The organism is Bacillus sp. FAU18 (genome assembly GCF_056033885.1).
On sequence record NZ_JBVYHZ010000003.1, the window covers coordinates 1,408,039 to 1,433,146 of the forward strand.

Sequence of the window (25,108 nt, forward strand, 5' to 3'; positions counted from 1 at the left end):
TCTACCGCCTAACCCAATGATGTATTAGTTATATGTTGATTAACTTTTGGTTATATGTTATGTTTTTTAAAGTTGACTGCCAATCATTATATTTATCCATAGTCAGGAAGCAAATGAGACAATATGAGAACAGACGGATAACAACTTCACAAGAGGAGGAGTACACATGCCATTATTGCGTTTTGATGTAATTGAGGGCCGTGATGAAAAATCGCTGCAATTGTTATTAGATACTGCTCACCAAGCGATGGTTGAAGCGTTTGGTGTTCCGGAAAGAGACCGTTATCAAATTGTCCATCAGCATCCAGCAAACGAGCTTATAATCCAAGATACGGGATTAGGGTTTCAGAGAACCAAGGACCTGGTCATCATTAGCATGACAAGCAAAGCAAGAACCGAAAGCCAAAAGGAAAAATTGTATGCTCTGCTTGCTGAAAGGCTAAAAGAAAAATGCGGAATTTCCCCTGAAGACCTCATGGTATCTATTACTGAGAATGGTGACGCAGACTGGAGTTTCGGTCTCGGTGAGGCGCAATTTTTGAATGGAAAACTATAAGATTTCGTCTCCCCATAAAAAAGAAGAGAGAGCTCCAAAGAAGCTCTCTCTTCTTTTCATAAATGCGGAAGTCATCAGTATAGAAGCATCCAGCAATACGAAAAACCTGGATCTCCTTTTAGATCCGGTTTAAATGCCAATTGGAAGATGAATGGGTTTTGGCGTAAAATAAGATTTGCATAACAAGATAAATCATTATCCTCATTTACAACAGGCTGGATGCTATAACTTATTGATCATTTCCTATTTTATATATCCCCTTCATATGCACATGACACTTTTGCCAATCCGGAAATGTCAGTCTGTCAAATATAAAAAGTCATGTAAACGGGTGTGAACCGTACTTACATGACTCACCATGGAAACAAAGGCTCTTTTTCAGGTGCCGCTTTCCTTATTTCTCTTCTTCACACACTGTGTCACCAGGCTCGCAAAATTGATCGGCCCATGCCTGCATCTCTTGAAATACAGCTTGAAGCGCTGTTCCTTTTTCAGTTAGCGTGTAGATGACTTTGACCGGCGTTTCAGGGAGAACCTGCCGTTCGATAATCTCGTTTTGTTCAAGCTCCTTCAAGCGCTCTGCCAACATTTTTTGGCTGATCATCGGTATTGTTTCCGTTATCTCTTTAAACCGTTTCGGCCCATCCATTAGCACATGGATGATCAGACCGTTCCATCGTTTTCCCAGCAATGAAAATGCGGATTCCATTTTAGGGCACATCGTATTTCCCACAAGTCTTCATCCCTTCATCTATTGATTGACATGTATTCAATGATCCATTACAATAATCTTTCAAGTTACATTTAGTAAGCTTCTAACTTTTCTATTATCATACCACGTTTATCCGAAGGAGGAAACACTATGACGAATACTCTGGATGTTTTAAAAGCACGTGCATCTGTAAAGGAATATGATACAAATGCCCCGATCTCTAAGGAGGAGCTGACTGAGCTATTAGACCTTGCCGCTAAAGCGCCTTCCGCTTGGAACCTTCAGCATTGGCATTTTACAGTATTCCACAGCGATGAATCAAAGGCGGAGCTTCTTCCTGTAGCGTATAATCAAAAACAAATCGTTGAGTCTTCTGCTGTTGTTGCCATTTTAGGCGATTTAAAGGCAAATGAAAACGGTGAAGAAGTTTATGCTGAATTAGCAAGCCAAGGCTATATTACGGATGAAATCAAACAAACATTGCTCGGCCAAATCAACGGTGCTTACCAAAGCGAGCAATTCGCACGTGATTCCGCTTTCTTAAATGCTTCTTTAGCTGCTATGCAGCTTATGATTGCCGCAAAAGCAAAAGGTTATGACACTTGCGCAATCGGCGGATTTAACAAAGAGCAGTTCCAAAAGCAATTTGATATCAGTGAGCGCTATGTTCCGGTTATGCTAATTTCAATCGGCAAAGCAGTGAAGCCTGCACATCAAAGCAACCGTCTGCCGCTTTCAAAAGTATCAACTTGGCTGTAAGAATATGAAAAACCTTAGTCCGAAATCCGGACTAAGGTTTTTTTATACAATCGCCTCTTTGTACCATTCACGAGCCTGTTCAGCTTCATGCTGAGTCAGCTGATGGCCCCCGTCCTGCCAGAAAACAGAGGCTGATGCCCCGCTGTCACGTAAATAGCAGTAAAGCTCTTCTGATTCTTCCTTCGTGCAAAGAGGATCGTATTTCCCGGCACCGATAAAAACAGGGAGCCCTGCCATATCAGGCAGCTCGATACCCCGAATCGGAACCATTGGATGATGCAGAATAGCCCCTTTTAACACATCTTTATAATGAAAAAGCAGGCTTGCCGCAATGTTTGCGCCGTTTGAATAACCGACTGCAATCACTCGGTCGCGATTAAACTGATGCGTTTCTGCAGCCTCGTCGATAAAATCTTTCAATTCTCTTGTCCGCACCACAAGATCCTTTTCATCAAAAACTCCTTCACTCAGACGTTTGAAAAATCGCGGCATTCCATTTTCAAGCACCGATCCTCTGACACCAAGCAAATGAGCATCAGGGTCTATAAACCGCCCCAATGAAAGCAGATCGTGTTCATTACCGCCCGTGCCATGCAACAGCAAAAGTACGTTGTCAGATGTTCCTTTTTCATAAATATGCTTCATTATAAATTCCCCCTTTTAAAGTTCAGGTAAAATGTCTGTAATTTGTTGTCTATGTTTCTCCAGCCATTCAGGCAGTTTTAAGGAAGTCCCTAGCTCAGCAAACGTTTCATCTGTCATAAAGCCCGGTTCATCTGTGGCAATTTCAAATAAGATACCGCCTTTCTCCCTGAAATAAACTGATGTAAAGTATTCCCTGTCGAGAATTTCTGACGAAGGCAGATGGTTTTCAGCAATAATCGGCAGCCATTTCGCCTGTTCCTTTTTCTTTGTCCGAAACGCTACATGGTGTACCGTACCATATCCTCCGACTCCTCTTTTTTCAGGGTGTAAATGGACATCAATGACACCGCCGACGGCCGCTGAGGTTGCCAGTCTGACAATCTGGTCTTCTTCGGCCACTTTGGTATATCCAAGGCTTTCCGTTAACAATTGTATGGTCGCCTGCGGGTCGTAGGAATATAGCAGCACACCTTTCATTCCCGTAATTGCTTCATTTGTTGTGATCCCGTCAGGCGTCCACTCGCTTTTGCCGCTTTTGCATCCTCCATGATCGCCAGCGGAAGGTCTTCTGTATCATCAAAAATAAGACCTTTTTCACCAAACAACGTTTTTTCCTCTAGGCTCAGCTCGCTTTTCTCAAGACGCTCCTTCCAAAAAGACAGGGAGCCTGAGGGAACTGAAAAGTACACCCGGCCCGCTTGGCCTTTTCCTACCGTTCCCTGTCCGCTTCCTTGGAACGGAAAAAAGGTCATTATTGTACCGGGATCTCCGTTTTGATTCCCAAAGTAAAAATGATACGTTCCGGGATCATCAAAGTTTACTGTTTTTTTAACAAGCCTGAGTCCAAGCGCTTCTGTATAAAATCGCAAGTTTTCTTGCGGATCTCTGGCGAATGCTGTGACATGGTGCAATCCTTCTGTTTTCATTTTCTCACTCCTATTTATCTCGATTTCAAGATATTCATTATTTTAAACCTTTATTCAAAAGGATGCAAACCATGTGTTTTGATTAAATAATTGAAAAAATCATTTTTTTCTAATAATTATCTTGTGATCTTTTCTTACAACTGCTATTATAGTGAGCATTATCATGTTTCAGGAGGAAAGTAAATGGTTAAAAAAGCACTTATTGTTATTCTCATTCTTTTGCCATTCGTTCAGCTCGCGCTTTTGCCGCTTGTGAATCGAAAAGAACCGATTATGTTCGGCCTGCCGTTTTTCCACTTTTGGCTGCTGTTGTGGATTATTATTACGCCGTTATGCTCGTTTGGCATTTATCAGATGCAAAAAAAAGATGGAGGACTTGAATAATGCAAGGGAATCTGACTGCACTTCTCATTACTTCTATTATTGTTTTAACCGTTGTCTGTATCGGCTTTCTCGCCGGAAGAGACAAATCCTCGCGCACTTCTGTGGAAGAATGGTCTGTCGGCGGCAGACGCTTCGGCGGTCTTCTCGTCTGGTTTTTAGTAGGCGCTGACCTTTATACGGCCTATACTTTCTTAGGGTTGACCAGTACTGCTTTTACAGGCGGAAGTGTTGCATTTTTCGCCATTCCTTATTCTGTGTTGGCCTACTTTATCGCCTACTTCTTCTTGCCAAAACTTTGGAAAGTTGCGAAAATTCATAAATTAACAACACTCGCGGATTATGCCCGGGAACGTTTTAACAGTAAGCTTTTGGCAAGCCTCGTTGCCATCGTTGGGGTACTCATGCTTATTCCGTACATATGCCTTCAGCTGAGCGGCATTCAAGACACGCTTCAGGTTGCCGGTACCGGATATATTAACGTAAAATTCGTTGTGATCATTTCATTTATTCTTGTTGCTCTTTACACATTCTTCAGCGGGATTAAAGGGCCTACATATACAGCCATCATTAAGGACATTTTAGTATGGGTCATTATGCTGTTTATGGTGGTGTCCCTCCCTCTCATTCATTTTAACGGCTGGACACCGATGATTGACACGTTAGTGAAGGAAGCGCCTCAAATGCTGACGATACCGGCAGAAGGGCCAAAAGGCATTCCTTGGTTTATCACAGCATCTATTGTTTCCGCTCTGGCACTTTTTATGTGGGCACATGCCGCTACAGGTGTTTTCACGGCGAAAAGCGCTGATGCAGTAAGAAAAAACAGCATGTTTTTGCCGCTTTATAATATCGTGTTAATTTTGGTTATTTTTCTTGGCTTTATCGCCTTTCTTGTCCTGCCGGAAGATACAAATCCAAGGCTGGCGCTGCTGCATTTGATTCAAACATCTTACGGCGGCGTGGCACAAGGTTTTGCATATGCCACTATCGCTCTTGCTTCATTAATACCTTGTTCCATTATGGCAATCGGCGCATCGAATTTATTCGCCAACAACCTATACCGGGATTTGATTCATCTGAATGTGTCGCAAAGCAAGCTGACCCTCGTCACACGTTCAATGGTCTTTGTTGTCATCGGTCTTGCGCTGCTGTTTGGAATGCTGTTCCCGACTGCCTTAGTGACACTCCAGCTATTAGGTGTATCCGGTATGGTGCAAATCTTCCCTGCGATCGCTGTCAGCCTGTTCTGGAAAAACCAAACGAAAGAAGCGACAGTTATCGGATTATTAGTCGGCCTAGCGGTTACGTTTATTGTGTATACCACTCAATCCGCACATGGCATTTATGAAGGATTCTGGGGATTGGCCGCCAACATGATCGCTGTGGTGATCCTGAATCCGCTGTTCGTTAAAAACGCGGGATCCAATCCTGTCATTGAAGGTTTATTTGGCAAAAAACAAGACGCTAATCCAAATCAAAAGGGTGCATAAAAAAACCATACGCGGCAGCCGCGTATGGTTTTTTTACATTTCTTTTTTCAGTGTTTCAATTGCCTTTTCCATTTGCGTATCATTATCAGACAGCTTCTTTTGAAGTTCTATCATTAATTTCGTTGTTGTATCGCCAGTCAGTATGCCTGTTTCTTTCAGCTTCTCTTTTTTCTGGAACTGTTTGACGACAGATACAAAGTCCTGGTCATACGTACTGTTAATCTTTACCTTGTAACCAAGTGCTTTGAGCATTTTCTGAGCCACTTTGACGTTTGTGCCTGTATCACCTGATTTGTACGTTTTATCTGCGTCCAAATACGGCAGCTTCGCGTAATCAGGCAGCTCTGCTTTCACTTGAGGCTTGATGCCTTTTTTGTGAATCCATTCGCCGTCAGCAGTCAGCCATTTGGCAACTGTCAGTTTGACGGTAGAGCCATCATCATATTCTTTTGCCGTTTGTACTGTACCTTTGCCGAATGTCGTCTCGCCGATTAACGGTACGTTTGACGATTCATGAAGGGCAGCGGCCATAATTTCGGCTGCGCTTGCTGTACCGTCATTTACTAAAACGACGGTCGGCTTGGTCACTTTCCGTTCTTTTTCGGCCTTCATGACTTCTTTTGAACCGTTTTTGTATTCAACCTGCATGATGTTTTTCCCTTTATCAATGAACAGGTTGCTCATCGTAATCGCCTGTTCCATTAAGCCGCCCGGGTTGCCTCTCAAGTCTAAAATATAGCCTTTGGCGCCTTTTTTCTCTAAACTGTCAATCGCATCTGTCAGCTCTTTAGCTGTTGTTTCAGAGAAAGAAGTGATTTGAATTTCTCCGATGTTGTTGTCTTTCATCTCTGAATAGACAGTCTCTACAGGAATGGTATCGCGCTTAATGGAAAAATCGATATTCCCCACTCCCGCTCTGTTCAGTTCAAGCTTCACCTTTGTGCCCTTTTTGCCTCGGATTAAAGCGACGGCTTCATTTACATTCATGCCTTTTACGCTTTTTCCATTCACCTTAATGATTTGGTCCCTCGGTTTGATACCGGCTTTTTCAGCAGGTGAACCTTTAATTGGGGATACAATAAGGATTTCTCCGTCTTTCTCCTCTACTTGGGCTCCGATTCCTTCAAAAGATGCTGAAATCGTCTCGTCGAATGATTTCGCTTGCTCTTGATCCATATATGTAGAATACGGATCATCCAGTGATTGAATCATTCCTTTAATTGCTCCGTCTACTAATTTGTCATCATCTGTTTTTTGGTAATAATCACTTTTGATTTGCTCATACGCTTTATTTAATTTGTCGAACTTGCTGTCTCCTGTGCTTGCTGATTTTTGGCCCAGGATACTGGAATTGCCCGTAATAAATAAAGTAAGCGCCGAAGCGACAACTGCAGTGATCAGCACAATAAAAAACAGTTTTAATTGCCGTTTCAATTAAACACCACCTTTTTCTTCTTACATTATTATCATGGACGAATTCTTATTCGTCAACTCGGAGCAGAAATGAAAGAGAAACGCCCTTCTTTTGCTTTTCATAAACCTATGTCTTTATACGACATATGATAAGGAAAAAGGAGGATTCGATATTGAGCCGATATTTAGAAATGCTGTCCTTATTCGGTGTCGCAGGGGCGCACCCAGGCGGGCTGGCTTTTTCAAAAGCGGTCTTGCAAAAGGCTGCGCCCTCCCCGGATCAGCCGATTCTTGATGCCGGATGCGGAACAGGGCAAACGGCGGCTTATTTAGGACATTTGCTGTATCCTGTAACAGTCGTTGATAAAGATCCTATTATGCTTGAGAAAGCGAAAAAAAAGATTTGCGAATGAAGGGCTTGCCATCCCTGCATATCAGGCGGAGCTGGAACATCTCCCGTTTTCTTCTGAGTCCTTTTCCTGCGTCCTGTCAGAATCGGTCCTCAGTTTTTCACGACTGACATCCTCTCTTCAAGAAATTTCAAGAGTTTTAAAACCCGTCGGGATGCTGATTGGTATCGAAGCTGCTTTAAAAAAACCGATGCCCCCTGCAGAAAAGAAGCAAATGATGGATTTTTACGGATTTACTTGCTTACATGAAGAAAGCGAATGGCATAAACTCCTAAGATCCTATGGCTTTCAAAAAACAGAAGCGATGACACTTCTTCCGGAAGACATGGAATTTGAACCAACCACAGAAATGGATTTATCGCAAACGATTGATCCCATCTATTACGATACGCTTCAAACACATTATCAGCTCATGCAGTTATATAGTGAGTACATGGGTCATTGTATTTTTATCGCGTACAAGTAAAACGGCGTATCGCCCCCTGTTTTCGTCCAACCTTTTTTTCCTATCTATCATATGCTGATAGAAAGTCAGGATAGGAGGGGAACAATATTGGAGAGATATTATCATCTTTGCAAAAACCATCAAGGTAAAGTCGTCAGAATTACAGAGAGAGGCGGGAGAGTTCACGTCGGCAGAATTACCCGTGTAACAAGAGACAGAGTTTTTATAGCTCCGACCGGCGGAGGGCCAAGAGGTTTCGGTTACGGATATTGGGGCGGTTATTGGGGATACGGAGCAGCTTACGGTATTTCCCTCGGTTTAATTACAGGGGTCGCTCTTGCTGGTTTATTCTTCTGGTAAGCATAGAACAAATGCTAGATTCACCAGACACAATAAAGCCCGCTTATCTAGTATAAGCGGGCTTTTCATTTTAAATTTTCTTCACTTTTTCAAAGTACTCTTCAAGCGTTAAATCATTATCTTGGATGACCTTTGCGGCTTTTTTGCCTACATAGCGCAGATGCCATGGCTCATATTCATATTTCGTGATATCTTCTTTATTTTTCGGATAGCGAATGATAAAGCCATATTTATAAGCATTGTCCTGCACCCATTTCCCGTCTGCCGTGCTTCCGAACGCTTCATTTAGCTCAAAGCCATTGCTCCGGCTCGAAATGTCCATCGCAAGGCCTGTTTGATGCTCGCTTTCACCCGGGTAAGCGACCGCTTCCTTTGCCTTCTTTTCCCCTTTTAGGCTTACTTCATTGTCAAAAATGACTTTCTGTCTGTCATACGAACGGTACCCTGAGACAGCTGCCAGTTCATAGCCTTCCTTTTTGGCAGCATCGAACATTGTTTTTAATGCGTCGGCCGCTTCTTTTCTGATGTAACGTTTTTGAATCTTTTCTTCAAAAGAAAACTCTACATCAGGTATGACAAGATCGCTAGGTTCATAGTTTCCGGGCAGTGCATATTGTTTATTGACAAGCGCGAGTACATTTTCTGGATTTTGAATGGTTTCCAGACCATCGACTTTTTTAATATCATTGAAATACTGGCTTTCCAATGAAAACTCACTGTTTTGAGTGTTTGATTTTTTGCTGTCAGCTGTTTTTTGTTCTGTTTGCTTTGTTTCTGCTGTGGTTTTCGTATCCTTTTGAGCATCACCGTTCGACATGCTGCAGCCGGCTCCGACTATTGCCGTTACACTCAGAGCGGCAGCCAGTGAGAACCATTTACCGGACTTTTTCATATTACATTACCTTCCTTTTATCAATCGTTTCCGCATTCATAAAGAAGAGGCTGCCGGCACCCAGCACGCCTCTTGATATATTTTATTGTGATACGGAATGTAAAGCCACTTCTATCATATCATGAAATGTCGTTTGACGCTCTTCCGCTGTCGTTTCTTCTCCTGTTAATACGTGATCACTCACGGTGAGAATTGACAGGGCTTTTCTTCCGTGCTTCGCTGCTAATGTATACAATGCAGTTGTTTCCATTTCAACGCCAAGCACACCGTATTTTGCAAGTTTTTCAATTTGCGAATCGTCGTTGTAGAACTGGTCAGCTGTAAATACGCTTCCTACAGTCACCGGCACACCTTTATCCTTTGCGGCATCATAGGCATTTTTTAAAAGTTCGAAATCTGCGCAAGGCGCAAAATCAATGCTTCCAAAAGCGACTCTGTTCATTTGTGAATCAGTTGAGGAGGTCATCGCCAAAATGACGTCTCGCACTTTGACATCTTTTCGAATAGCGCCGCAAGAACCGACTCTTATTAGATTTTGCACATCGTAGCTTTGAATTAATTCATTCACATAAATTGAAATAGACGGAACGCCCATTCCCGTGCCTTGTACTGAGATTTTTTTACCTTTATATGTACCCGTAAATCCATACATGCCTCTGACTTCATTGTAGCATTCTACATTTTCAAGATACGTTTCTGCAATAAATTTTGCTCTGAGAGGATCTCCCGGCAAAAGCACTGTATCCGCAATTTGTCCTTTTTCAGCACCTATATGTACACTCATCTCATATCCTCCTGTAAATCTAAATTATCATCCAGCCCGTCCATTTTACAACGAATGTCATGATGAAACAAACTTCAGCATTGATTATAAAGGAATATGTCGAAAAAAGAAATGTTCGAGGATCTGTTAGGCACTTCCTCAGAAAAACGGATAATCGGGGTGTTAATTTGAAAACCTAACCGCAGGAAGGAGGGGTGGGACATGGGTAAAAAACATCGCAACCGGATCACCGGCCAAAAAAAGAACAATCATATACCTGAAAAAGATATCATTGCAGCTGAAGAAGCACACGGGAAAGAATATTCTGCTGCCAAACGCAAGCCTTAAAACTGCAGAAAACTGCGGGTTTCCGCAGTTTTCTTTTCATTATGTCGTTTGTACAATCAGACGATTGATTTTCCTCCAGCCGGCGGGAAGCAGTTGATAGTATGTTTTCCCTTTTCTGCCTTCATCAATCAAGATCACGTCCCCTGTGGCCATGAATCTTGCATCATAATCACTCGGAACAGTGTCGAATACATTAAACAAAGAGAATGCTCTTTTCAGCACGTCTTGATGATCGCTCCCGTTCAGTTCAGTTCGATAGACGGCTCTGTAGCCCTTTTTTTCGCCAAACCGGGGTGTCTGAAATATTGTCACGTCATAGGAACAAGACTTCTTTTTAAACACGGATAACATCATCAAGATCCCCTCCCTTTTATTTCTTTAACATATTGGCGTTTTTGCTGTGTTTTCCTCTCTCTATTTTTGTCGAAACCGCTTAATCTTTTCGTCAAAACCTTTTACTAGGAAAAACAGAAGCAAGCCGAGGCTAAAGCCTCCTAACACATCTGTCACAAAATGAACCCCCAGATACACTCTGCTTATGCCGACTAAAACAGTAATTACACCGGCTATGATATATACCATTTTTTTATGCTTGGACAAAAACGGGAGATGTTTCACTAAAAAGTAAGCAATAACAGGATAGACACAAGCAGCATTCATGGAATGGCCGCTCGGAAAACTGAAGGATGATTCATGAACCAGCGGTGCAAAATCAGGCCTCACTCTTTCGATCCATTCTTTTAAGACTTTGTTTAACAGCCGATCTGTGCCGAATACTAAGAGCATCAACAGGCCGTCCCATGTTTTTCTGTAGAAAAACAGGCCTGCTCCAATGATGACAATTAGAGGGAGCAGAAAAGAAGAAGCACCAAGATGCGTGATCCCCGTCATGACTTCATTAAGCCATGGCTGACGGATCAAAACAGCTGCCCTGCTTATTGCTTCATCTGCAGATTGAACAGCATTTGTATGAATGGCCGCAGCTAGAATGAGAAAGAAAAGAAACAAACTAACGGGCTTGTACAATTTCAACCACCTCAATTTTTTCAAAAGTCATAGAACATGAATAATAAAACCGGAGCTGACCGCTCCGGTTTTAAGCCTCACTCATCTTCATCCAGCTCTTCATCTATCATACATTTTTCTATCAAATAATCAAAGGTAATATCAGCGATTTCAAACAGCTCATCCTCACTCGGTATGTAGCCCCGTCTTGCAAGCTCTCTGTAAAAAAATTCAGCGATTTCTTCCGTATCAATCACAAGATCTATTTCTTTCATCTCCGTACCGCCTCCTTTTTTATGTTTTATGAAAAAACAGGCTGAATTATACCCGGTGTTCTAAACAATTCTTTCAGTCATATATTGAATAAAAAACGAGCCATGGGAGGCTGACGCTATGATTGCTAAAATGATGGAAGCACTGGACGGAGAAAGATTTGATATCATAATGGAAAAAACGCTCAAAGGAATGACGCGTGTGATGATTTGGGGCTGTCTGCCATATTTTTTATATGTCTTGATCCGTATGTTCACAAACTAACTGAAATGCTCTTTTAAACTTTCCAAAACAAACATCATCATGTCTTTATATTCTTCATCCTGAAACATTTCGTACAGAATTTTGTAGTCATTATAAATATCCAGAAGCTCATCAACAATTGACACAGCAAGGATGTGAAGGGTATCTTGATCTTCATCATCGCCTTCAAACTGAAGAAGAGCAGACGATGCGATATCTTCGCCGATCTCATGGCCAGTTTCTCCGACATAATGGACAAACAACAGCTGATGCACAAACTGGTCCATTTCATATTTTCTAAGCACCAGCGTGAGATCCTCTTCCTCCGTTTCAAGCCACTCTCCATCCTTTAAACGGGTCAGCTCATAAATGATATCTTCCCAGCCATCTTCTAAATATCTCCAAATTTCTGTTCTATGGCCGATAATGCGAAAGAGTTCTTTTCCATAGTCTTTTACATAAACAACGTCCCCAATAAGGAATTCATACTCAATATCAAGCTTCTCCATGTCGACAATGACACCCTCATAATCTTTATAAAGCTGAATAGATGATTCAAAGTATAAAACTTCGTTATGATTGACTTCATAAAGATAGTGTTTATCAATTTGGTGTACTTTTGTGATGGTGCCGACTGTTCCATACATAATGACGACTACGATATCCCCTACTTGGAATTTCGGTTTATTTTGCTTCATGGTGTCTCCCCCTCGCCGCAACATTTCTCATACGCTATCGTATGCCGGGTGAAGCCAATTCGCATGGGCATGAAAACCAAAGGAAATATCCAATTATGGCATGGGAGACATAAAAAAATCCGCAGTGATCTGCGGATGAAACAGCTATTATCTGCCGTGCACTTCAGACTCGTATTGATCCCAAGCTTCATCAAACGTCGCCATCGTGTGAAGGTAATCAGCATTCAGCTCCAAATATGAACTGATTTCATGATAATCGGTTGATGTTTTTGGAAAGCTGTGATCCTCATACGCCTGATTGGCAAATTCACTGATGCTGTCCTTCGGCTTAGGGTGTCTGTATTTCAATAAATAGTGATAAAAGGATTTCATGGGTTTCCCCTCCTGGTGTCTGTCTTTTGTTGTTCTATTATACAGTTCAAGTGTAAAATTACAACAAAAGAATACTGAAACATGACTCAGGAGAAGTCAAAATAGTTGCGTTTCAAAATTCTTTCTGTCTCCATGAGCTGTTGATATGTCAGGCTTTCAGGTAGTTTTTTTGTTTGAATTAAAAGCAGCTGATCCTCAATCTCCTTAACCGTGTTTTCCTCTTGATAAGTCATACCGCAGGAAGAACATACCATGGCAGGGGTGTCTGTCAGTTCTATAGCCCTCGTTCCATCAGGGAGCTCCCAGTACACCGTGTTCCTGCCGGGCACCGCTTCAAGCTCGCCGCACCACTCGCATGTTTTCATGAAGAATCCCCTCCGCATTCAGTCTCTTTCTGTTTTTTCTGCTGCGCCAAAAATTTCTTTTCTTTAAGCTGATCTCTTTTCTCACGCCGATCTTTTAATGTTTCATGCTCCGGATTTGCGATGTATGCCTCTCTCCTTTTGATTCTGTCTACATTTTCAGGTGTAAACGAAACTTCTTTGTCAGCAAAAATGGCACTCAGCCCGATCGGCTCCTTTTTGTCAGCGGTTTCAGGGAAAACAGACTCAAAATAGGCGTCTGCCTGATTGGGGATATAATTCTCTGGTTCCGGATATGACGTAATCACACCTTCAAAATTTCTTAAGATCACTTTGTCAGGACTTTGTGACAGTACATAGTTTGGCTGCAGGGCGATTTTACCGCCGCCGCCTGGTGCGTCAACGACAAAGGTAGGAACCGCATAGCCTGAGGTATGACCTCTCAGCCCTTCAATGATCTCTAAACCTTTGGAAACAGGAGCTCTGAAATGCCCGATTCCCTCTGACAGATCACATTGGTAAATATAATAAGGACGGACTCTGATTTTTACCAAGTCATGCATGAGCTTTTTCATAATTGGAACCGAATCATTAATACCTGCTAATACGACAGCCTGATTTCCGACCGGCACTCCCGCGTTCACCAGCTTTTCACATGCCTCAACGGATTCTTCTGTCATTTCGATGCTTGTGTTAAAATGGGTGTTCAGCCAGACCGGATGATATTTTTTCAATATCTCGCACAGATGATCGGTAATGCGCTGTGGAAAGACGACGGGCGCTCTTGTTCCGATTCTGATGACTTCCAGATGCGGAATGCTGCGCAGCTCTTTTAAAATATATTCTAAAATTTGGTCGTTGATGAGCAGCCCATCACCGCCTGAAATTAAACAATCGCGGATTTCGGGTGTTTCCCGGATATAAGCAATTGCAGCATCAAGCTGTTTTTTGGGGACGCCCATTCCGATTTGTCCGGAAAAGCGCCTTCTTGTGCAGTAGCGGCAGTACATGGAACATTGATTCGTGACAAGAAACAGCACACGGTCGGGATAGCGGTGTGTCAGACCGGGTACCGGTGAATCTTCATCCTCATGAAGCGGGTCTTCCAGATCGTATTTTGTTTTGTGCATTTCTTCAGAAAGCGGCACAGACTGCATGCGTACCGGGCATCTCGGATTGTCGGGGTCCATTAAAGAAGCATAGTAAGGTGTAATATTTAAGGGGATAGTTTTGGTAGAAATTCTGACGCCTTCCTCTTCATCCTCGGTCAGATTGATGACTTTCTTTAAATCATCTAACGTTCTTACAGTGTGTGTCAGCTGCCAAAGCCAATCGTTCCATTTCTCTTCCGGAACGTCCTTCCATAACTCGATCTCCTTCCAATGCCGTTTCGGTTTATACCATTTGTTTTTCAAACGAACTCCTCCTCGCGCATATTTTGACTTACAGTTGCTTGCACCAAATATTCATGTTTTCAAGGCCTTCGGCTATAAAGCAATTATTGATCAGCCTTCCGCCATACTGATAACCTGAATGGTACAACACAGCATTCATCCCAAAAGACGAAGCACGGGCGAGAGAAAATACATGAAAGATATCCTTTCCAGCCATTTCTTTTTCTAACGCCTCGATTAAAAAGCTTGTTAGCGAATGGCCGCGATATTCCGGCAGCACAGCGCAATCGGTTATTTCTGCATGCCCAAGCTCTGGATTGATTTCTGCGCTTGCTGCGCTGATCAGGCGGTCATGATCAAGCATGATATAATACACCGTATTTGCATTCATCGTCTTTTCAATATAAGCGGGGTCAAATACCGGGGTTGGGTACGTGCGGAATACTTTTTTATACAGCATCGATAGCTGGTACATGTCGTTTGTTTCTGCTTTTCTCATCGTAAAAACGGGTGTATTGTCGTTGCGAAGACGGGGCGCTGTGCGATATATGGCTTCGATGATCTCCTGTTCCTCTGTATAAGAATCTGTTTGTCTCCGGCTTTCTGAAAGGTAACGTACCATGACACAAGCCGAATAGCCGAGATAATAGCCCTTTAGATAGCCCTCCGGCGCAAATAATTGTTTGGCAAGGATCGGCTCATCATGCTGCTTCGCATAGACAATGATTTTTTCTGCATTCTCTTCTTTTGCCGCTGCCACGATATCCGGCAGGGCCTTCTCAATAGCTCCGTCATAACGGACCACTCTGATTCGTTTATTAAAGCCGTCATGGTCCAAAACTGCTGTGACACCGCTACTCTTTATTGACTTGAGCATCCGCATCCTCCCCATCTGTATGAAGCCCGCACCAATCCATGACAAAAAGTGCAATAATTTTAGCAGATTCTATCATGGCTTCAACCTCAATGTATTCATTGGCCTGATGAGCCGTTTTTGTTTCCCCCGGCCCGAAAACGATCACTGGTGTATCTCCTGCATGGTACAAAAGCCCTCCATCCGTTCCCCACGGGGAAGCCTCAATAATCGGCTCTGTCTGTTTCATTTTTTGATAGGCTGATTGCAGCACAGAAATTAAAGGGTGATTATCAGGTAAATCATTCGGCAGCCATTGAGCCCCAAACCATTCGACTTGTACGGGATGGCGTTTAAACCATTCGTCATGGTATTCTAAATCCTTCAGCCAGTTTTCCAATTCAAGTTTTACAGCTTCTGGTTTCTCATGGGGAGCAATTCCGCATCTCCCTTCTATGACGACACGGTCTGCAACTGAAGATGGCCAGGCACCGCCCGAGATGGTGCCGATATTCACCGGTACCGGTATTGGGATATTGTCATACAGCGGATCTGAAATTCTCGCATTGCGGACTTTCTCCAGCTCTTGTATCGCTGTGATAACGTGCATGCTTTTTTCAATCGCGCTTACCCCTTCGTAGCGTGTGCCCCCATGTGCGGATAATCCCTTCACAGTGATCCGAAACCACATCGAACCCTGCTGCTTAATAAATAGTTTCATATTCGTCGGTTCAGGAATCAGCGCCCCGTCAGCACGATAGCCTCTCATGATGGCGGACAGTGTACCGGCGCCGCCGCACTCTTCATCTACAACACTCTGAAACAATACATCTCCCTTCAGTTTGACATCGCAGGCGTGCAGGGCTTCTAAAGCAAAAAGAAGGGCTGTATTGCCTCCCTTCATATCCGTTGAGCCGCGGCCGTATATTTTACCGTTTTCTTCGACAGCTTGATACGGTTCATACTTCCAATCCTTTACGCTTCCTTCAGGCACAACATCGATATGGCCGTTCAAAATCAGGGACCTGCCTCCGCCGGCTCCCGTTTTTTTAGCCACGATATTCGGGCTCTCATGAAAATCGGATCGGTTAGATTTAAAGTAGGGATGCTGTTTTAATTGCTTTATGCTTGGCTCCCATACATCAATGTCCATATGAAATTGCCGCAGCTTTTCAAGCACAACAGCTTGGGCGTTAAACTCTGACCCCAATGTGCTTTTTTCCCCAATCAGCCTTTTGAGAAGACGAATGGCTTTGGCCGAATGCTGATCAAGCCACCCGATTACTTTTCTTTCAATGTCTTGCATCCTCATTCCCCCTTTTAAGAAAAAGGCATATCTATTTTGATTTCAGCTTCTGTCAGCCTCGTCACCTCATCAATTGTCGAGCCATTCATCAGCTCTTTTAAAATGAAGTGATGGCTATCGACCTCAAGAACCGCTTTTTCGGTAATAATCAAATCTACACAGCCTGCAGCAGTTAATGGCAGCGTACATCTTTCTGTTAATTTAGGCCTTCCCTTTTGATCTGTATGACTCATGACGACAACCACTTTTTTCGCTTTTTGGGCAAGCTCCATCGCCCCGCCCATACCAGGCACCTTTTTTCCCGGAACAAGCCAATTTGCCAAATCTCCTGATTGGCTCACCTGCAGGGCGCCTAAAATCGTAATGTCAATTTTGCCTTTTCTGATCATCGCAAAAGACATGGTTGTATCAAAATAAGACGCCCCTTTTACAGCGCGGACAGGATATCCCGCAGCGTTGCATAAATGCGCATCCTCTTCTCCCTTTTCGGGACTTTCTCCAATGCCAAGGACACCGTTTTCCGCTTGAAACATGACCTGCATGTCAGGCGGCAAAAAGTTCGGTACCAAGGATGGGATACCGATACCGAGATTCACAATCATGCCCTGCTTAATTTCAGTAGCAGCCCGTTTTGCAATCTGTTCTCTTTCTGCTACTCCCAAGCCCATTTCCACTTCACTCCCTCGCTTCGTACAACCCCCTCAACAAAAACCCCCGGTGTGACAATCATTTCTTCAGAAATCTCACCTTTCGGAACGATACGCTCAGCTTCGGCAAAGGTTCTCCTGGCGGCCATTGCCATAAGCGGATTCATATTGCGCGCGGTTTTGTCATACGTTAGATTGCCGAATTCATCTGCAATGTAAGCATTGATGAAAGCAAAATCAGCCGTCAACGCCTCTTCAATCAAGTATCGTTTTCCCGCCACTGTTACGATGTCCTTTTTTTCGCAAACCATTGGATTATCAATGCCCACATCGGTTAAAATACCGCCAAGCCCCGCTCCGCCGGCGCGAATCCGTTCCGCAAGCGTTCCCTGAGGTGAAAATTGAACCTCTAACGTCCCCTCTGTCATCTGTTTTCCGGCTACAGGATTGGAACCGATATGCGAGGCGATCAGGGTTTTGACCCGTTGATTAACAATAAGCGGGCCGATCCCGATATCCGGGAAACCGGCGTCATTGCAAATCACAGTTAAATCCGTTACACCGCTGTCCAATATCGCTTCAATCAATGAAGGAGGCGACCCGACTCCCCCAAAACCGCCAAACATCAGAACCGATCCATCCCGAACATCTGCAATTGCTGTGTCCATGCTGATTGCTTTTTGAAATGGCGCCATTTAATGTCAATCCTTTTTTAAGTTTTTTTCGACCGCTGCAACAGTTTCTGAAAAAATAGAGATAAGCTCTTCCATTTCACCGTCTGAAATGGTAAAAGGAGGAGCAATAATGACAGCATCTCCTTCTCCACTGTCTATTCCAGCTTTGGAAGGATAAACAATCAGCCCGCGTTTTTTCGCCTCGCTGACAATAATCTGAGTTACCGCCTGCTCTGGCGGGAATATTTTCTTCGTTTTTTGGTCTGCTACAAATTCAACGCCTAATAGCAGTCCTTTTCCGCGCACATCACCTATAATGCCGCTTTGAGATGCCGCCTCATCAAGCTTTTTCTTCAGCACAGCGCCCTTTTTTTCTGATTGTTTGATCAAGCCGTGCTTTAACACATATCGCAAAACTTCAAGAGCAGCTTTGGCTGAATAGGGATGTGCACTATATGTGTGACCGCTCATAATCACACCTGACCCTTGTTTTATCGTTTCAATAATAGAATCAGATACGACGGCAGCTGCAATAGGCGCATACCCCGCACCGAGTCCCTTCCCCAGTACAGCAAGATCAGGTACGGTGTCCCAATGCTCTGTCGCGAGCATCCTTCCTGTTCTCCCAAGCCCCGTCATCACTTCATCTGCAATAAAAAGCACATCGTGTGTGCGGCATACCTCACTTAATCTCTCATAATATCCCGGAGGCGGAGTAATCGCTGCCCCTGCAGCACCAATAATAGGCTCAGCCACAAAGCCGGCGATGAACTGGCTTCCGATTCTTTTGATCATAGTGTCCAGTTCATCAGCTGCAGTCTGAACAAAGTCTTCTTCTGTCTCGTGATTCAGCCGATAAATATGTGGAGCTGAGATAGCTGGATACCGCTCAATGAGATGGGTGAACCGGTATCTCCTTTCATAAAAACCAGACAATGAAAGCGCTCCCAAAGTTATTCCGTGGTAACTGCTCCATCGAGACAAAAAGATGGATTTTTGTGGTTGCTTTTTTTCCTGCCAATACTGAATGGCGATTTTCATAGCTGTTTCTATCGCTTCTGATCCGCTGTTGACAAAAAAAGACCAATTCACATCTCCGGGCAGCTCCTGTGCCAAGAGAGCGGCTAATTGCTCGGCGGGCTCACTCGTAAACTGTGAGCGGTATGCAAAAGACACCTGATCAAGCTGTTCTTTCAGCTTCTCAGTCACATCACGAACTCCGTGGCCGATATTACATGTCACCGCACCTGACGAGCCGTCGAGATATTTTTTTCCGGTCTGATCATAAACATATGAACCCTTCGCAAAACTGACAACCGGATAGGCCGAGCTAAGCTCTGGCTTAATCAAATAACTGCTCATGCTCCCACCTCAAAACCCCTTTTACCATATTGTATGAGTGTCCAAATGGCGGCATGACGTTCCCCGCAAAAACTTTTTCACATAAAAAGAGCCTTCCTAATAGGGAAGGCTCTTTTGGAATTTCAGCATCTAGCAAATAAAAGCGGCTCCAACAATAATTAATAAAATGAACAAGACAACAATTAACACAAATGTATTTGTCCCGCAGCCAAATCCGTAACCGTACCCAGAGTATCCATACATACTGTTTTCATCCTTTCTTATCACGATATACGGCATTTTATGCGGGCCAAGTCCCAAATGGTTTGTGCAAACGCCTATTTCATGTAAGGAAATAATGAAATACAGTATGCACCCGCTCATATTTTTTAAACGTCAGCTTTTCGTAAAACTGAGTTGCACCGTCAGTGCTTGCAGCCACTAAGTAGGCTGCTTCCATTCCTAGTGATTTGGCGATGGACAGCATTTCTTTCACTAAGATACTGCCGTAGCCCTTCCTTTGAAACTGATCTAAAATTGCCACTTCTTCGATTTTAGCCGATTTCTCTTGATGATCGATAAACAGCTCGCCGCACCCAATTGGAACTTTCTGTGCCTGGTCGCTGTAACAAACAACAAGAATGATTATACCTGCTTCATAGAAAGGATATTTTCTTTTTAATTTTTGTTCAGCGATTGCTTCTCCAATATAAATGGAATCGTAAATTTTCATAATAGAAGATCCGTCGCTAAGACTTTTTGCCGTCCCCCATGCGGTTAAAGGATGTCCCATCTGCCCCTTCCAGTCACTAAGCTTCATGTCATATAGTAGCTCATCCTCGACGACAAAACCGCTTTTTACAAGCGACTGCTTCAAACCGAGCGGAAAAACATGCTGCGGCGACGCTTTTAAATGGAGATAATTCGCATCAAGCAGCTTTGGTACGGAGGGTAAAAAGTTAAGTAACCGCTCCAATGGAAACGTATCATGGAGCTGAACAAAGTTATGAGAAAAAATTTGCGGAAGCTGCGGATCTCTGTATACGCTGTAATGATCAAACGATGCCGATTCAGACGTTAACAATATATATTGATGTTCCGTTTTTGAATAATGTCCTGTCATGAACGTCTCCTTTTTATGACCTATACCTTTACTCTGTTGCAATATTCAATTTCTTTATAATCTCATCGTACACCGGATAAAACGGCTTTCCAATTGGAAATTGCTGAATATTTCGGAAAGAAGCGGAGATTGGCTTCTGATGTAAAAAAAACTTCCTTGTTACTTGTTCACTAATCGGGTGAAAGACGCCATTTAGAAACAAAAACGGCTCGCGTTCGATGAAAAACAGACGTCGGCCAGGCGGATTTTTGATCAATTCAGATCGTTTCCACGTAATCGGCGGCCCTTCCGGAAGCGCCTCCATCTCTTCTTTTCCAATTGTCACTATGTCTTTTCTTTGAAATTGATAAAATTGCAACGCATACTGGTCCACAATTCGCCTTTTTTTTCCGGCCTCGATATAAAATATTGCAGGATGGTCAGCTTCCTTTACTAAAATATAATTCGGAATGTTTAAAATTTTGCCAATCCTATATTGGAATAAATATGGGTCTGGAACAGCGACAGTCCGATTTAGATACAAAAAACCCCACTTTTCTCCAACAGGATGCCTTACACCCTGATCAAAAAAATACACATTTTGATCTGAACCTTTTACAAAAGAGCCGTCAATCAAATCGGCGGGCAGAAACCGATATGCATTTTGAAATGAATCTGGGGTTTTATAGGTTGTGTCTAATACTTCATTTATCGGCAGAAATGGGGTAAAGTTGTTGAGTCTCGCCCAAAAAATTGCGTCGCCATGATTCCAATGCTTCATATCATCATCCCAGTAGCCTCCAAATTTATGGTGGATGAGATTAAGTAACGAACGGCGATGCATAACGGAGCAATGATCAACTTGAAAAGCGGCCTGATCAAGCACTGCATTGGCATTTCTGTAGAAATGTGAGATTTCCTCTCCCCTTTCGTTTACATGTACAACTTTTTGTTTTGAATAGACCGCCTGCGCTTCAGGCTTATGTGAAAACTCTTGCACCATACGGCTCAGCCGCTCAGGATGATAAACAGTGTCGTCAGTAAGATAGGAAATGTAATCGCCGTCTGTAAATGGGAGCGCACTGTTAATTAATGTGGCATAACGGGCTGTTTTTAATCGATCTGCAGGATGCACGAAACTGTTATGGTATTGAATGCGCCGGTCATGGAGATACTTGTGAATCACCGCAGTTGTTTCTGCATTCGAATGATCATCCATGATAAAAAGCTCCCAAAGATCATGCGTTTGCTGTATCACGCTTTCGATCGCTTTTTGCAAATAATCGGGTTTGTTGTAACTTGTTAAAATAATAGACACTTTCTCTCCCATCTATACCGCCTCCCGCCGTCAAACATAAAAACGGCTCCGCAGCAAGCAGAGCCTCTGGCATCATTTAAAAAGCACCCCAGCTTACAACACTTGAGAGTGAAACATGAGATCTCGTGTTATTTAACGGGTTTTGGAAAATAACCAAATCAGTCAGAACTTCTTTTACGATGACATTTTGAAGTGTATCTCCGTTGATCAAATTGACTTTTGAAACCGGTACGCCCAGCTCTTTTGCAAAAACAAGCTGGCGTCTGAGGTCAGATGGATTTCCTTCAGAAGACGATTGACGTATCAGCAGAATCAGCAAAAGCAAAATAAAATGCAGTTCATCTTGGTTTTCTTCTCGACTCTAAATCCAAATCATCCCTCTCCCTTATCCTTATCTCTGTTTCACAATATGTGCGACTTCGATTTATGGTATAGGCTATGTCCACTCCATTAAAAAATCAGCATTTTCCTTAAATAGATGAAAAATAGATCAGGTACGGCGTTCGACTCATACCAAATAACAGCCGGAAGAATATGATTAACGTGAGTTCACTATCGAATAGGAGGTGTGTGTAATGAGCTCTAAAAATGCACAGTTAAAAAAGGATTTAATTAAAGCCGTTTTAAGCCCTTTATTTCCAACTGCAACAGAAGGAGGAGAAAACATGGATAGTAATCTTAAAGACTTGCTTGAAGCTGCCATCGATCAAAGAGTAGATGAAAGTGAGACGGTTACGGCAGAATCTCTTTTAGACCCTTCCCTTCCGGCAAGATGGATTTTTGCCAGAGTTACGCCAGGCACGACAATCAGCATTGTAACCGATTCGGGAGACATGATCGGGCCGGTTGTCTTCGTTGCTTTCGATCAGGTTCACGGGATCGTATTTGTAACACAGGAAAGCTCCGTCACTCCAGCAGGCCAAGCTACAACATTAATTGATGTAGACAAAGTAGAAAGCGTTACGTTCTTTTCATAACATCCGATGAAAGTGTTGTATATCCAGTCGGGATACGGAGGAATATATTGTTATTTTAATCGCTGGGCTGAAGAATGTTTTCGGAACACTCATACAGAGTATATGTCTGCAGATACACTTGAAGCAGAAACTTTGGTGAAGATCGAAACGTTTCAGCCGGACTTCGCACTCTTGATGGTTGGAGACCGCGTTCCTCACGACTGGCTGACCTGGTTAAAGGGTAAGGGTATCCCCGTATATGTTTGGCTGACCGAAGACCCATTTTATATGGATATCAGCCTACAGGTAATCAAGCTCGCTGACGCCATATTAACGATTGAACAAAATGCCGCTCTCTATTATCAAGGGCTCGGCTACCAGCACGTCTATTATGTTCCGATACCAGTTAATCATCGGCTGTTTAAAAAAATGGGCACCGAACATTCCTATCATTCAAATCTGTTAATCATCGGCTACCCTTACCCTAATCGGGTTCAGCTTATGAAAGAAGCGGTCCATCTGCCATTCACGGTTCGGGTAATCGGCAAGGAATGGAGAAAATATCTGCCTAAAAAAGTGCTCAAACAGCCGCATATTGATATCGTCAGCACATGGGTTCCACCCGAACAGGCCGTTCATTATTATAATGGGGCAGACATCGTAATTAATGCGCATCGTCCCTATCATTTTGCTTTCAACCAAAATACTATGCGCATCAAAAATGCCAGTTTTAATAACCGAACGTTTGATATCGCTGCATGCGAAGCATTTCAATTAACAGATTTACCCGCGGCGCATCCTTTTTCATCCTTTATTTCTTATCACGGCATGAACGACTTTAAGGAAAAAGCCGCTTTCTATATCAACCACCCTGAAGAACGGCAAAAAGCTGCAGCAGCCAATTATAAAGAGACCGTACCCGCATTTACGTTTGATGAGCTTCCTGCAAAACTAAAAGCGATTCATCTGGCGCTTTCTTGAAAAATCGTTCATTGCTATGAACGATTTTTTTATTCATAGAAAAAAGCAGCTGTACAAGCTGCTTTCTATTCTAGCCGTCAGAACGGTCTTTCAGCTTCCTCGGATTTACCTGTTTATGAAGATCAGGCATTTCGCCGAGATGCTGTGCAATTTGTTCCCACGATACAATTTTGAAATTTTGATTGACGGCTTGTCCGTTATCGATATTTTCGCCGTCCTGCGCCACAAAAATCCCGTACGGATATTTTGGGCCAAGTCCGAAACCGAGAACATCAATACCATCCGTGTCACTAGTACCGTCTATCTTCTCGCCATCTGTAATCTCAAAGTTGGCTACATAGCGATTTTTCCCCTGCCGTTCATACATTGCATAGCTGTTATTTCCTTGACTTGAAGCCATGAGATATCCTTTGCCATTTGGTGCATAATAGATTGTCAGTCCTTCAATATCAGCTGTCAAATGATCTCCTGTCGCACGGTCAACAACCTGCCCCTTTGACCCTCCGCCGGGCTCAGCGTTAAATTTCCAGATGGCCTCATCTTCCTCTGCTATGTATAGGTTCCCATACTCATCATCCGCAACAAGGCCTTCGGTCTGAGAATTCAACTTAAATTCACGCACCTTTTTCCCTGTTACATAACCCTTTCCACCATCAACAATTTCATACTGCTCAAATTCCCCTTGTTTGCCTGTCACTAATGCGTAAAATGCTCCTGTTTTCTGGCTGTGATACAGGCCGAATCCATAAACCTCAGAAATATTGGTGGAAATAGGATGTTTCGGATCTGTAATGCTTTTCAATTTTCCTTTATCCCCGTCTATTGCATATACTTCAATTGTGTTTTTTCCTTCGGACCGGTTGGATGCGGCAGCAATATCAATTTTTTCGCCGTTCAATGGAAAATCATAGCGCAGATCGACATTATTGAGCTTGCCAAACTCATAAGAATGAAGCTGTTTTCCGTCTAAATCATACACGACGAGCCCTGACTTCTTATTTGTCGTAATCAACTTGCTTTTTTCCGGGTGTTTTTCATGAACCCAAATGGCCGGGTCATCTGCTGCGTCATCGCCAGATGCGACCGGATCTGTCTCCGTGTGTGCAGTCACTTTGAAATGATGTTCCTCATTCACATAATGAGCCGACACCGAGGTTGCTGTCAGGCTAAGCAATAAACCCGCGGCAGTGCTTAGCAGCATTGTTTTTGAAACCTTCATTTGGTACCCTCCTCTTTTATCACTATCACTACTATTGTAAAATATATACAGGTGATTACCGTGAGGAAAATGAACCTTTTTTTATAGGGTTTCTGACTCAAACAACTTTTCCCCAAAGTGGTACGTGAGATGGACTTTGTCAGGTTTGCTTTTGAGGAGCGAAATAAAAATATGTTGAATATTTAGTACATTGTTTATTTAGTTTTGTTGTTCCCTAGTTACGTCCGTTTTTCCATTTTCTATTAAAAAAGAACACTTTGT

Annotated in this window: 31 protein-coding genes and 3 pseudogenes; 10 read left to right on the forward strand and 24 right to left on the reverse strand. The window is 43.1% G+C overall.

The features are described from left to right. Positions 1–166 precede the first annotated feature (166 nt). Positions 167–556 carry a tautomerase family protein gene (locus AC0OMU_RS07215; protein WP_015383881.1) on the forward strand — a complete coding sequence of 130 codons (390 nt, stop codon included), beginning with the start codon at positions 167–169 and terminating at the stop codon, positions 554–556. Positions 557–950: 394 nt separating this feature from the next. On the opposite strand, the gene yodB is transcribed toward AC0OMU_RS07215, so the two are convergent. Then, positions 951–1,289 (reverse strand): transcriptional regulator YodB, encoded by a 339-nt coding sequence (gene yodB, locus AC0OMU_RS07220; RefSeq protein ID WP_015483342.1) that lies wholly within the window; start codon positions 1,287–1,289, stop codon positions 951–953. A 129-nt stretch (positions 1,290–1,418) separates the two neighbouring features. On the opposite strand from yodB, the gene AC0OMU_RS07225 reads away from it, so the two are divergent. Then, positions 1,419–2,027, forward strand: coding sequence for a nitroreductase family protein (locus tag AC0OMU_RS07225; RefSeq protein WP_014477092.1), 609 nt, complete (start codon positions 1,419–1,421; stop codon positions 2,025–2,027). Positions 2,028–2,069: 42 nt separating this feature from the next. On the opposite strand, the gene AC0OMU_RS07230 is transcribed toward AC0OMU_RS07225, so the two are convergent. Then, complete coding sequence (locus AC0OMU_RS07230; RefSeq protein WP_015383883.1) at positions 2,070–2,672, reverse strand: alpha/beta hydrolase; 603 nt, start codon at positions 2,670–2,672, stop codon at positions 2,070–2,072. 15 nt (positions 2,673–2,687) lie between these two features. Continuing rightward, a pseudogene (locus AC0OMU_RS07235) lies at positions 2,688–3,598 on the reverse strand (ring-cleaving dioxygenase). A 183-nt stretch (positions 3,599–3,781) separates the two neighbouring features. Between AC0OMU_RS07235 and AC0OMU_RS07240 the strand changes: the two are divergent. Both AC0OMU_RS07240 and AC0OMU_RS07245 read left to right on the forward strand, forming a co-directional pair. Further along, positions 3,782–3,982: a DUF3311 domain-containing protein gene (locus AC0OMU_RS07240; protein ID WP_015383885.1), complete on the forward strand. Its 201-nt coding sequence runs from the start codon at positions 3,782–3,784 to the stop codon at positions 3,980–3,982. Beyond that, the gene (locus tag AC0OMU_RS07245; protein WP_474241026.1) at positions 3,982–5,472 is read left to right on the forward strand and encodes a sodium:solute symporter family protein; all 1,491 of its coding nucleotides are present in this window, start codon (positions 3,982–3,984) and stop codon (positions 5,470–5,472) included. The genes AC0OMU_RS07240 and AC0OMU_RS07245 overlap by 1 nt, the downstream gene beginning before the upstream one ends. Before the next feature lie 33 nt (positions 5,473–5,505). Here AC0OMU_RS07245 and ctpA read toward each other — a convergent pair whose 3' ends face one another. Continuing rightward, positions 5,506–6,906 carry a carboxy-terminal processing protease CtpA gene (gene ctpA / locus AC0OMU_RS07250; protein ID WP_015383887.1) on the reverse strand — a complete coding sequence of 467 codons (1,401 nt, stop codon included), beginning with the start codon at positions 6,904–6,906 and terminating at the stop codon, positions 5,506–5,508. Positions 6,907–7,058: 152 nt separating this feature from the next. Here ctpA and AC0OMU_RS07255 point away from each other — a divergent pair. Together AC0OMU_RS07255 and AC0OMU_RS07260 are read left to right on the forward strand one after the other, a co-directional pair. Then, positions 7,059–7,761, forward strand: a pseudogene (locus tag AC0OMU_RS07255) (class I SAM-dependent methyltransferase). 87 nt (positions 7,762–7,848) lie between these two features. Then, on the forward strand, positions 7,849–8,100 hold the full coding sequence (locus AC0OMU_RS07260) for a hypothetical protein (protein ID WP_014477099.1): 252 nt from the start codon (positions 7,849–7,851) through the stop codon (positions 8,098–8,100). Positions 8,101–8,170: 70 nt separating this feature from the next. Here the strand turns inward: AC0OMU_RS07260 and ldcB are convergent, their stop codons facing one another. Together ldcB and deoD are read right to left on the reverse strand one after the other, a co-directional pair. Further along, positions 8,171–8,992: an LD-carboxypeptidase LdcB gene (ldcB, locus tag AC0OMU_RS07265; RefSeq protein WP_046340243.1), complete on the reverse strand. Its 822-nt coding sequence runs from the start codon at positions 8,990–8,992 to the stop codon at positions 8,171–8,173. An 82-nt stretch (positions 8,993–9,074) separates the two neighbouring features. After that, positions 9,075–9,776 (reverse strand): purine-nucleoside phosphorylase, encoded by a 702-nt coding sequence (gene deoD, locus AC0OMU_RS07270; protein ID WP_003241589.1) that lies wholly within the window; start codon positions 9,774–9,776, stop codon positions 9,075–9,077. Positions 9,777–9,977: 201 nt separating this feature from the next. On the opposite strand from deoD, the gene AC0OMU_RS07275 reads away from it, so the two are divergent. Next, the gene (locus AC0OMU_RS07275; RefSeq protein ID WP_003231174.1) at positions 9,978–10,103 is read left to right on the forward strand and encodes a hypothetical protein; all 126 of its coding nucleotides are present in this window, start codon (positions 9,978–9,980) and stop codon (positions 10,101–10,103) included. Between the two features lie 39 nt (positions 10,104–10,142). Here the strand turns inward: AC0OMU_RS07275 and yodL are convergent, their stop codons facing one another. From yodL to AC0OMU_RS07290, 3 genes are all read right to left on the reverse strand, one after another. Continuing rightward, on the reverse strand, positions 10,143–10,457 hold the full coding sequence (gene yodL / locus AC0OMU_RS07280; protein ID WP_004399431.1) for a shape determination protein YodL: 315 nt from the start codon (positions 10,455–10,457) through the stop codon (positions 10,143–10,145). A gap of 60 nt (positions 10,458–10,517) precedes the next feature. After that, positions 10,518–11,129, reverse strand: a complete 612-nt coding sequence (gene pgpB, locus AC0OMU_RS07285; protein WP_015483346.1) for a phosphatidylglycerophosphatase PgpB — start codon at positions 11,127–11,129, stop codon at positions 10,518–10,520. 77 nt (positions 11,130–11,206) lie between these two features. Beyond that, positions 11,207–11,383 (reverse strand): YozD family protein, encoded by a 177-nt coding sequence (locus tag AC0OMU_RS07290; RefSeq protein ID WP_003231166.1) that lies wholly within the window; start codon positions 11,381–11,383, stop codon positions 11,207–11,209. Between the two features lie 118 nt (positions 11,384–11,501). On the opposite strand from AC0OMU_RS07290, the gene AC0OMU_RS07295 reads away from it, so the two are divergent. After that, positions 11,502–11,645 carry a hypothetical protein gene (locus AC0OMU_RS07295; RefSeq protein ID WP_003231164.1) on the forward strand — a complete coding sequence of 48 codons (144 nt, stop codon included), beginning with the start codon at positions 11,502–11,504 and terminating at the stop codon, positions 11,643–11,645. On the opposite strand, the gene AC0OMU_RS07300 is transcribed toward AC0OMU_RS07295, so the two are convergent. The 14 genes and pseudogenes from AC0OMU_RS07300 to cgeC all read right to left on the reverse strand — a co-directional run. Continuing rightward, positions 11,642–12,322, reverse strand: a complete 681-nt coding sequence (locus AC0OMU_RS07300) for a hypothetical protein (RefSeq protein ID WP_014477102.1) — start codon at positions 12,320–12,322, stop codon at positions 11,642–11,644. The two genes, AC0OMU_RS07295 and AC0OMU_RS07300, sit on opposite strands and share 4 nt — an antisense overlap. A 147-nt stretch (positions 12,323–12,469) precedes the next feature. Further along, positions 12,470–12,694, reverse strand: a complete 225-nt coding sequence (locus AC0OMU_RS07305; RefSeq protein ID WP_003231160.1) for a YozE family protein — start codon at positions 12,692–12,694, stop codon at positions 12,470–12,472. An 86-nt stretch (positions 12,695–12,780) separates the two neighbouring features. After that, the gene (locus AC0OMU_RS07310) at positions 12,781–13,059 is read right to left on the reverse strand and encodes a YokU family protein (protein ID WP_004399539.1); all 279 of its coding nucleotides are present in this window, start codon (positions 13,057–13,059) and stop codon (positions 12,781–12,783) included. Further along, positions 13,056–14,471 carry a lysine 2,3-aminomutase gene (kamA, locus tag AC0OMU_RS07315; RefSeq protein ID WP_004399420.1) on the reverse strand — a complete coding sequence of 472 codons (1,416 nt, stop codon included), beginning with the start codon at positions 14,469–14,471 and terminating at the stop codon, positions 13,056–13,058. Before kamA ends, AC0OMU_RS07310 begins: the two co-directional genes overlap by 4 nt. 28 nt (positions 14,472–14,499) lie before the next feature. Continuing rightward, on the reverse strand, positions 14,500–15,327 hold the full coding sequence (ablB, locus tag AC0OMU_RS07320; protein ID WP_063335187.1) for a putative beta-lysine N-acetyltransferase: 828 nt from the start codon (positions 15,325–15,327) through the stop codon (positions 14,500–14,502). After that, positions 15,305–16,615: a peptidase gene (locus tag AC0OMU_RS07325; RefSeq protein ID WP_080109043.1), complete on the reverse strand. Its 1,311-nt coding sequence runs from the start codon at positions 16,613–16,615 to the stop codon at positions 15,305–15,307. Before AC0OMU_RS07325 ends, ablB begins: the two co-directional genes overlap by 23 nt. 8 nt (positions 16,616–16,623) lie before the next feature. After that, entirely contained in the window at positions 16,624–17,277 is a 654-nt protein-coding gene (locus AC0OMU_RS07330) for a 3-oxoacid CoA-transferase subunit B (RefSeq protein WP_015383895.1), read from the reverse strand. Further along, positions 17,262–17,951 (reverse strand): CoA transferase subunit A, encoded by a 690-nt coding sequence (locus tag AC0OMU_RS07335; protein ID WP_015383896.1) that lies wholly within the window; start codon positions 17,949–17,951, stop codon positions 17,262–17,264. The genes AC0OMU_RS07330 and AC0OMU_RS07335 overlap by 16 nt, the downstream gene beginning before the upstream one ends. Positions 17,952–17,957: 6 nt before the next feature. Beyond that, positions 17,958–19,292, reverse strand: a complete 1,335-nt coding sequence (locus AC0OMU_RS07340) for an aspartate aminotransferase family protein (protein ID WP_474241027.1) — start codon at positions 19,290–19,292, stop codon at positions 17,958–17,960. Beyond that, positions 19,273–19,428: a hypothetical protein gene (locus AC0OMU_RS07345; RefSeq protein ID WP_015714119.1), complete on the reverse strand. Its 156-nt coding sequence runs from the start codon at positions 19,426–19,428 to the stop codon at positions 19,273–19,275. The genes AC0OMU_RS07340 and AC0OMU_RS07345 overlap by 20 nt, the downstream gene beginning before the upstream one ends. Continuing rightward, positions 19,422–19,571, reverse strand: coding sequence for a YjcZ family sporulation protein (locus tag AC0OMU_RS07350; RefSeq protein ID WP_015251877.1), 150 nt, complete (start codon positions 19,569–19,571; stop codon positions 19,422–19,424). Before AC0OMU_RS07350 ends, AC0OMU_RS07345 begins: the two co-directional genes overlap by 7 nt. A 43-nt stretch (positions 19,572–19,614) precedes the next feature. Beyond that, positions 19,615–20,394 carry a spore maturation N-acetyltransferase CgeE gene (gene cgeE / locus AC0OMU_RS07355; RefSeq protein ID WP_474241028.1) on the reverse strand — a complete coding sequence of 260 codons (780 nt, stop codon included), beginning with the start codon at positions 20,392–20,394 and terminating at the stop codon, positions 19,615–19,617. A gap of 28 nt (positions 20,395–20,422) precedes the next feature. Further along, the gene (gene cgeD, locus AC0OMU_RS07360; protein WP_474241029.1) at positions 20,423–21,703 is read right to left on the reverse strand and encodes a spore maturation glycosyltransferase CgeD; all 1,281 of its coding nucleotides are present in this window, start codon (positions 21,701–21,703) and stop codon (positions 20,423–20,425) included. 64 nt (positions 21,704–21,767) lie between these two features. Next, positions 21,768–22,049: pseudogene (gene cgeC, locus AC0OMU_RS07365) on the reverse strand (spore maturation protein CgeC); the annotation flags it as partial. Positions 22,050–22,266: 217 nt separating this feature from the next. On the opposite strand from cgeC, the gene cgeA reads away from it, so the two are divergent. Continuing rightward, positions 22,267–22,668: a spore crust protein CgeA gene (gene cgeA, locus AC0OMU_RS07370; RefSeq protein WP_015383900.1), complete on the forward strand. Its 402-nt coding sequence runs from the start codon at positions 22,267–22,269 to the stop codon at positions 22,666–22,668. A 6-nt stretch (positions 22,669–22,674) separates the two neighbouring features. After that, positions 22,675–23,628, forward strand: a complete 954-nt coding sequence (gene cgeB / locus AC0OMU_RS07375; protein WP_041517905.1) for a spore maturation protein CgeB — start codon at positions 22,675–22,677, stop codon at positions 23,626–23,628. A 70-nt stretch (positions 23,629–23,698) separates the two neighbouring features. Here the strand turns inward: cgeB and AC0OMU_RS07380 are convergent, their stop codons facing one another. Then, on the reverse strand, positions 23,699–24,847 hold the full coding sequence (locus tag AC0OMU_RS07380) for a phytase (protein WP_015483350.1): 1,149 nt from the start codon (positions 24,845–24,847) through the stop codon (positions 23,699–23,701). Between the last annotated feature and the right edge of the window lie 261 nt (positions 24,848–25,108).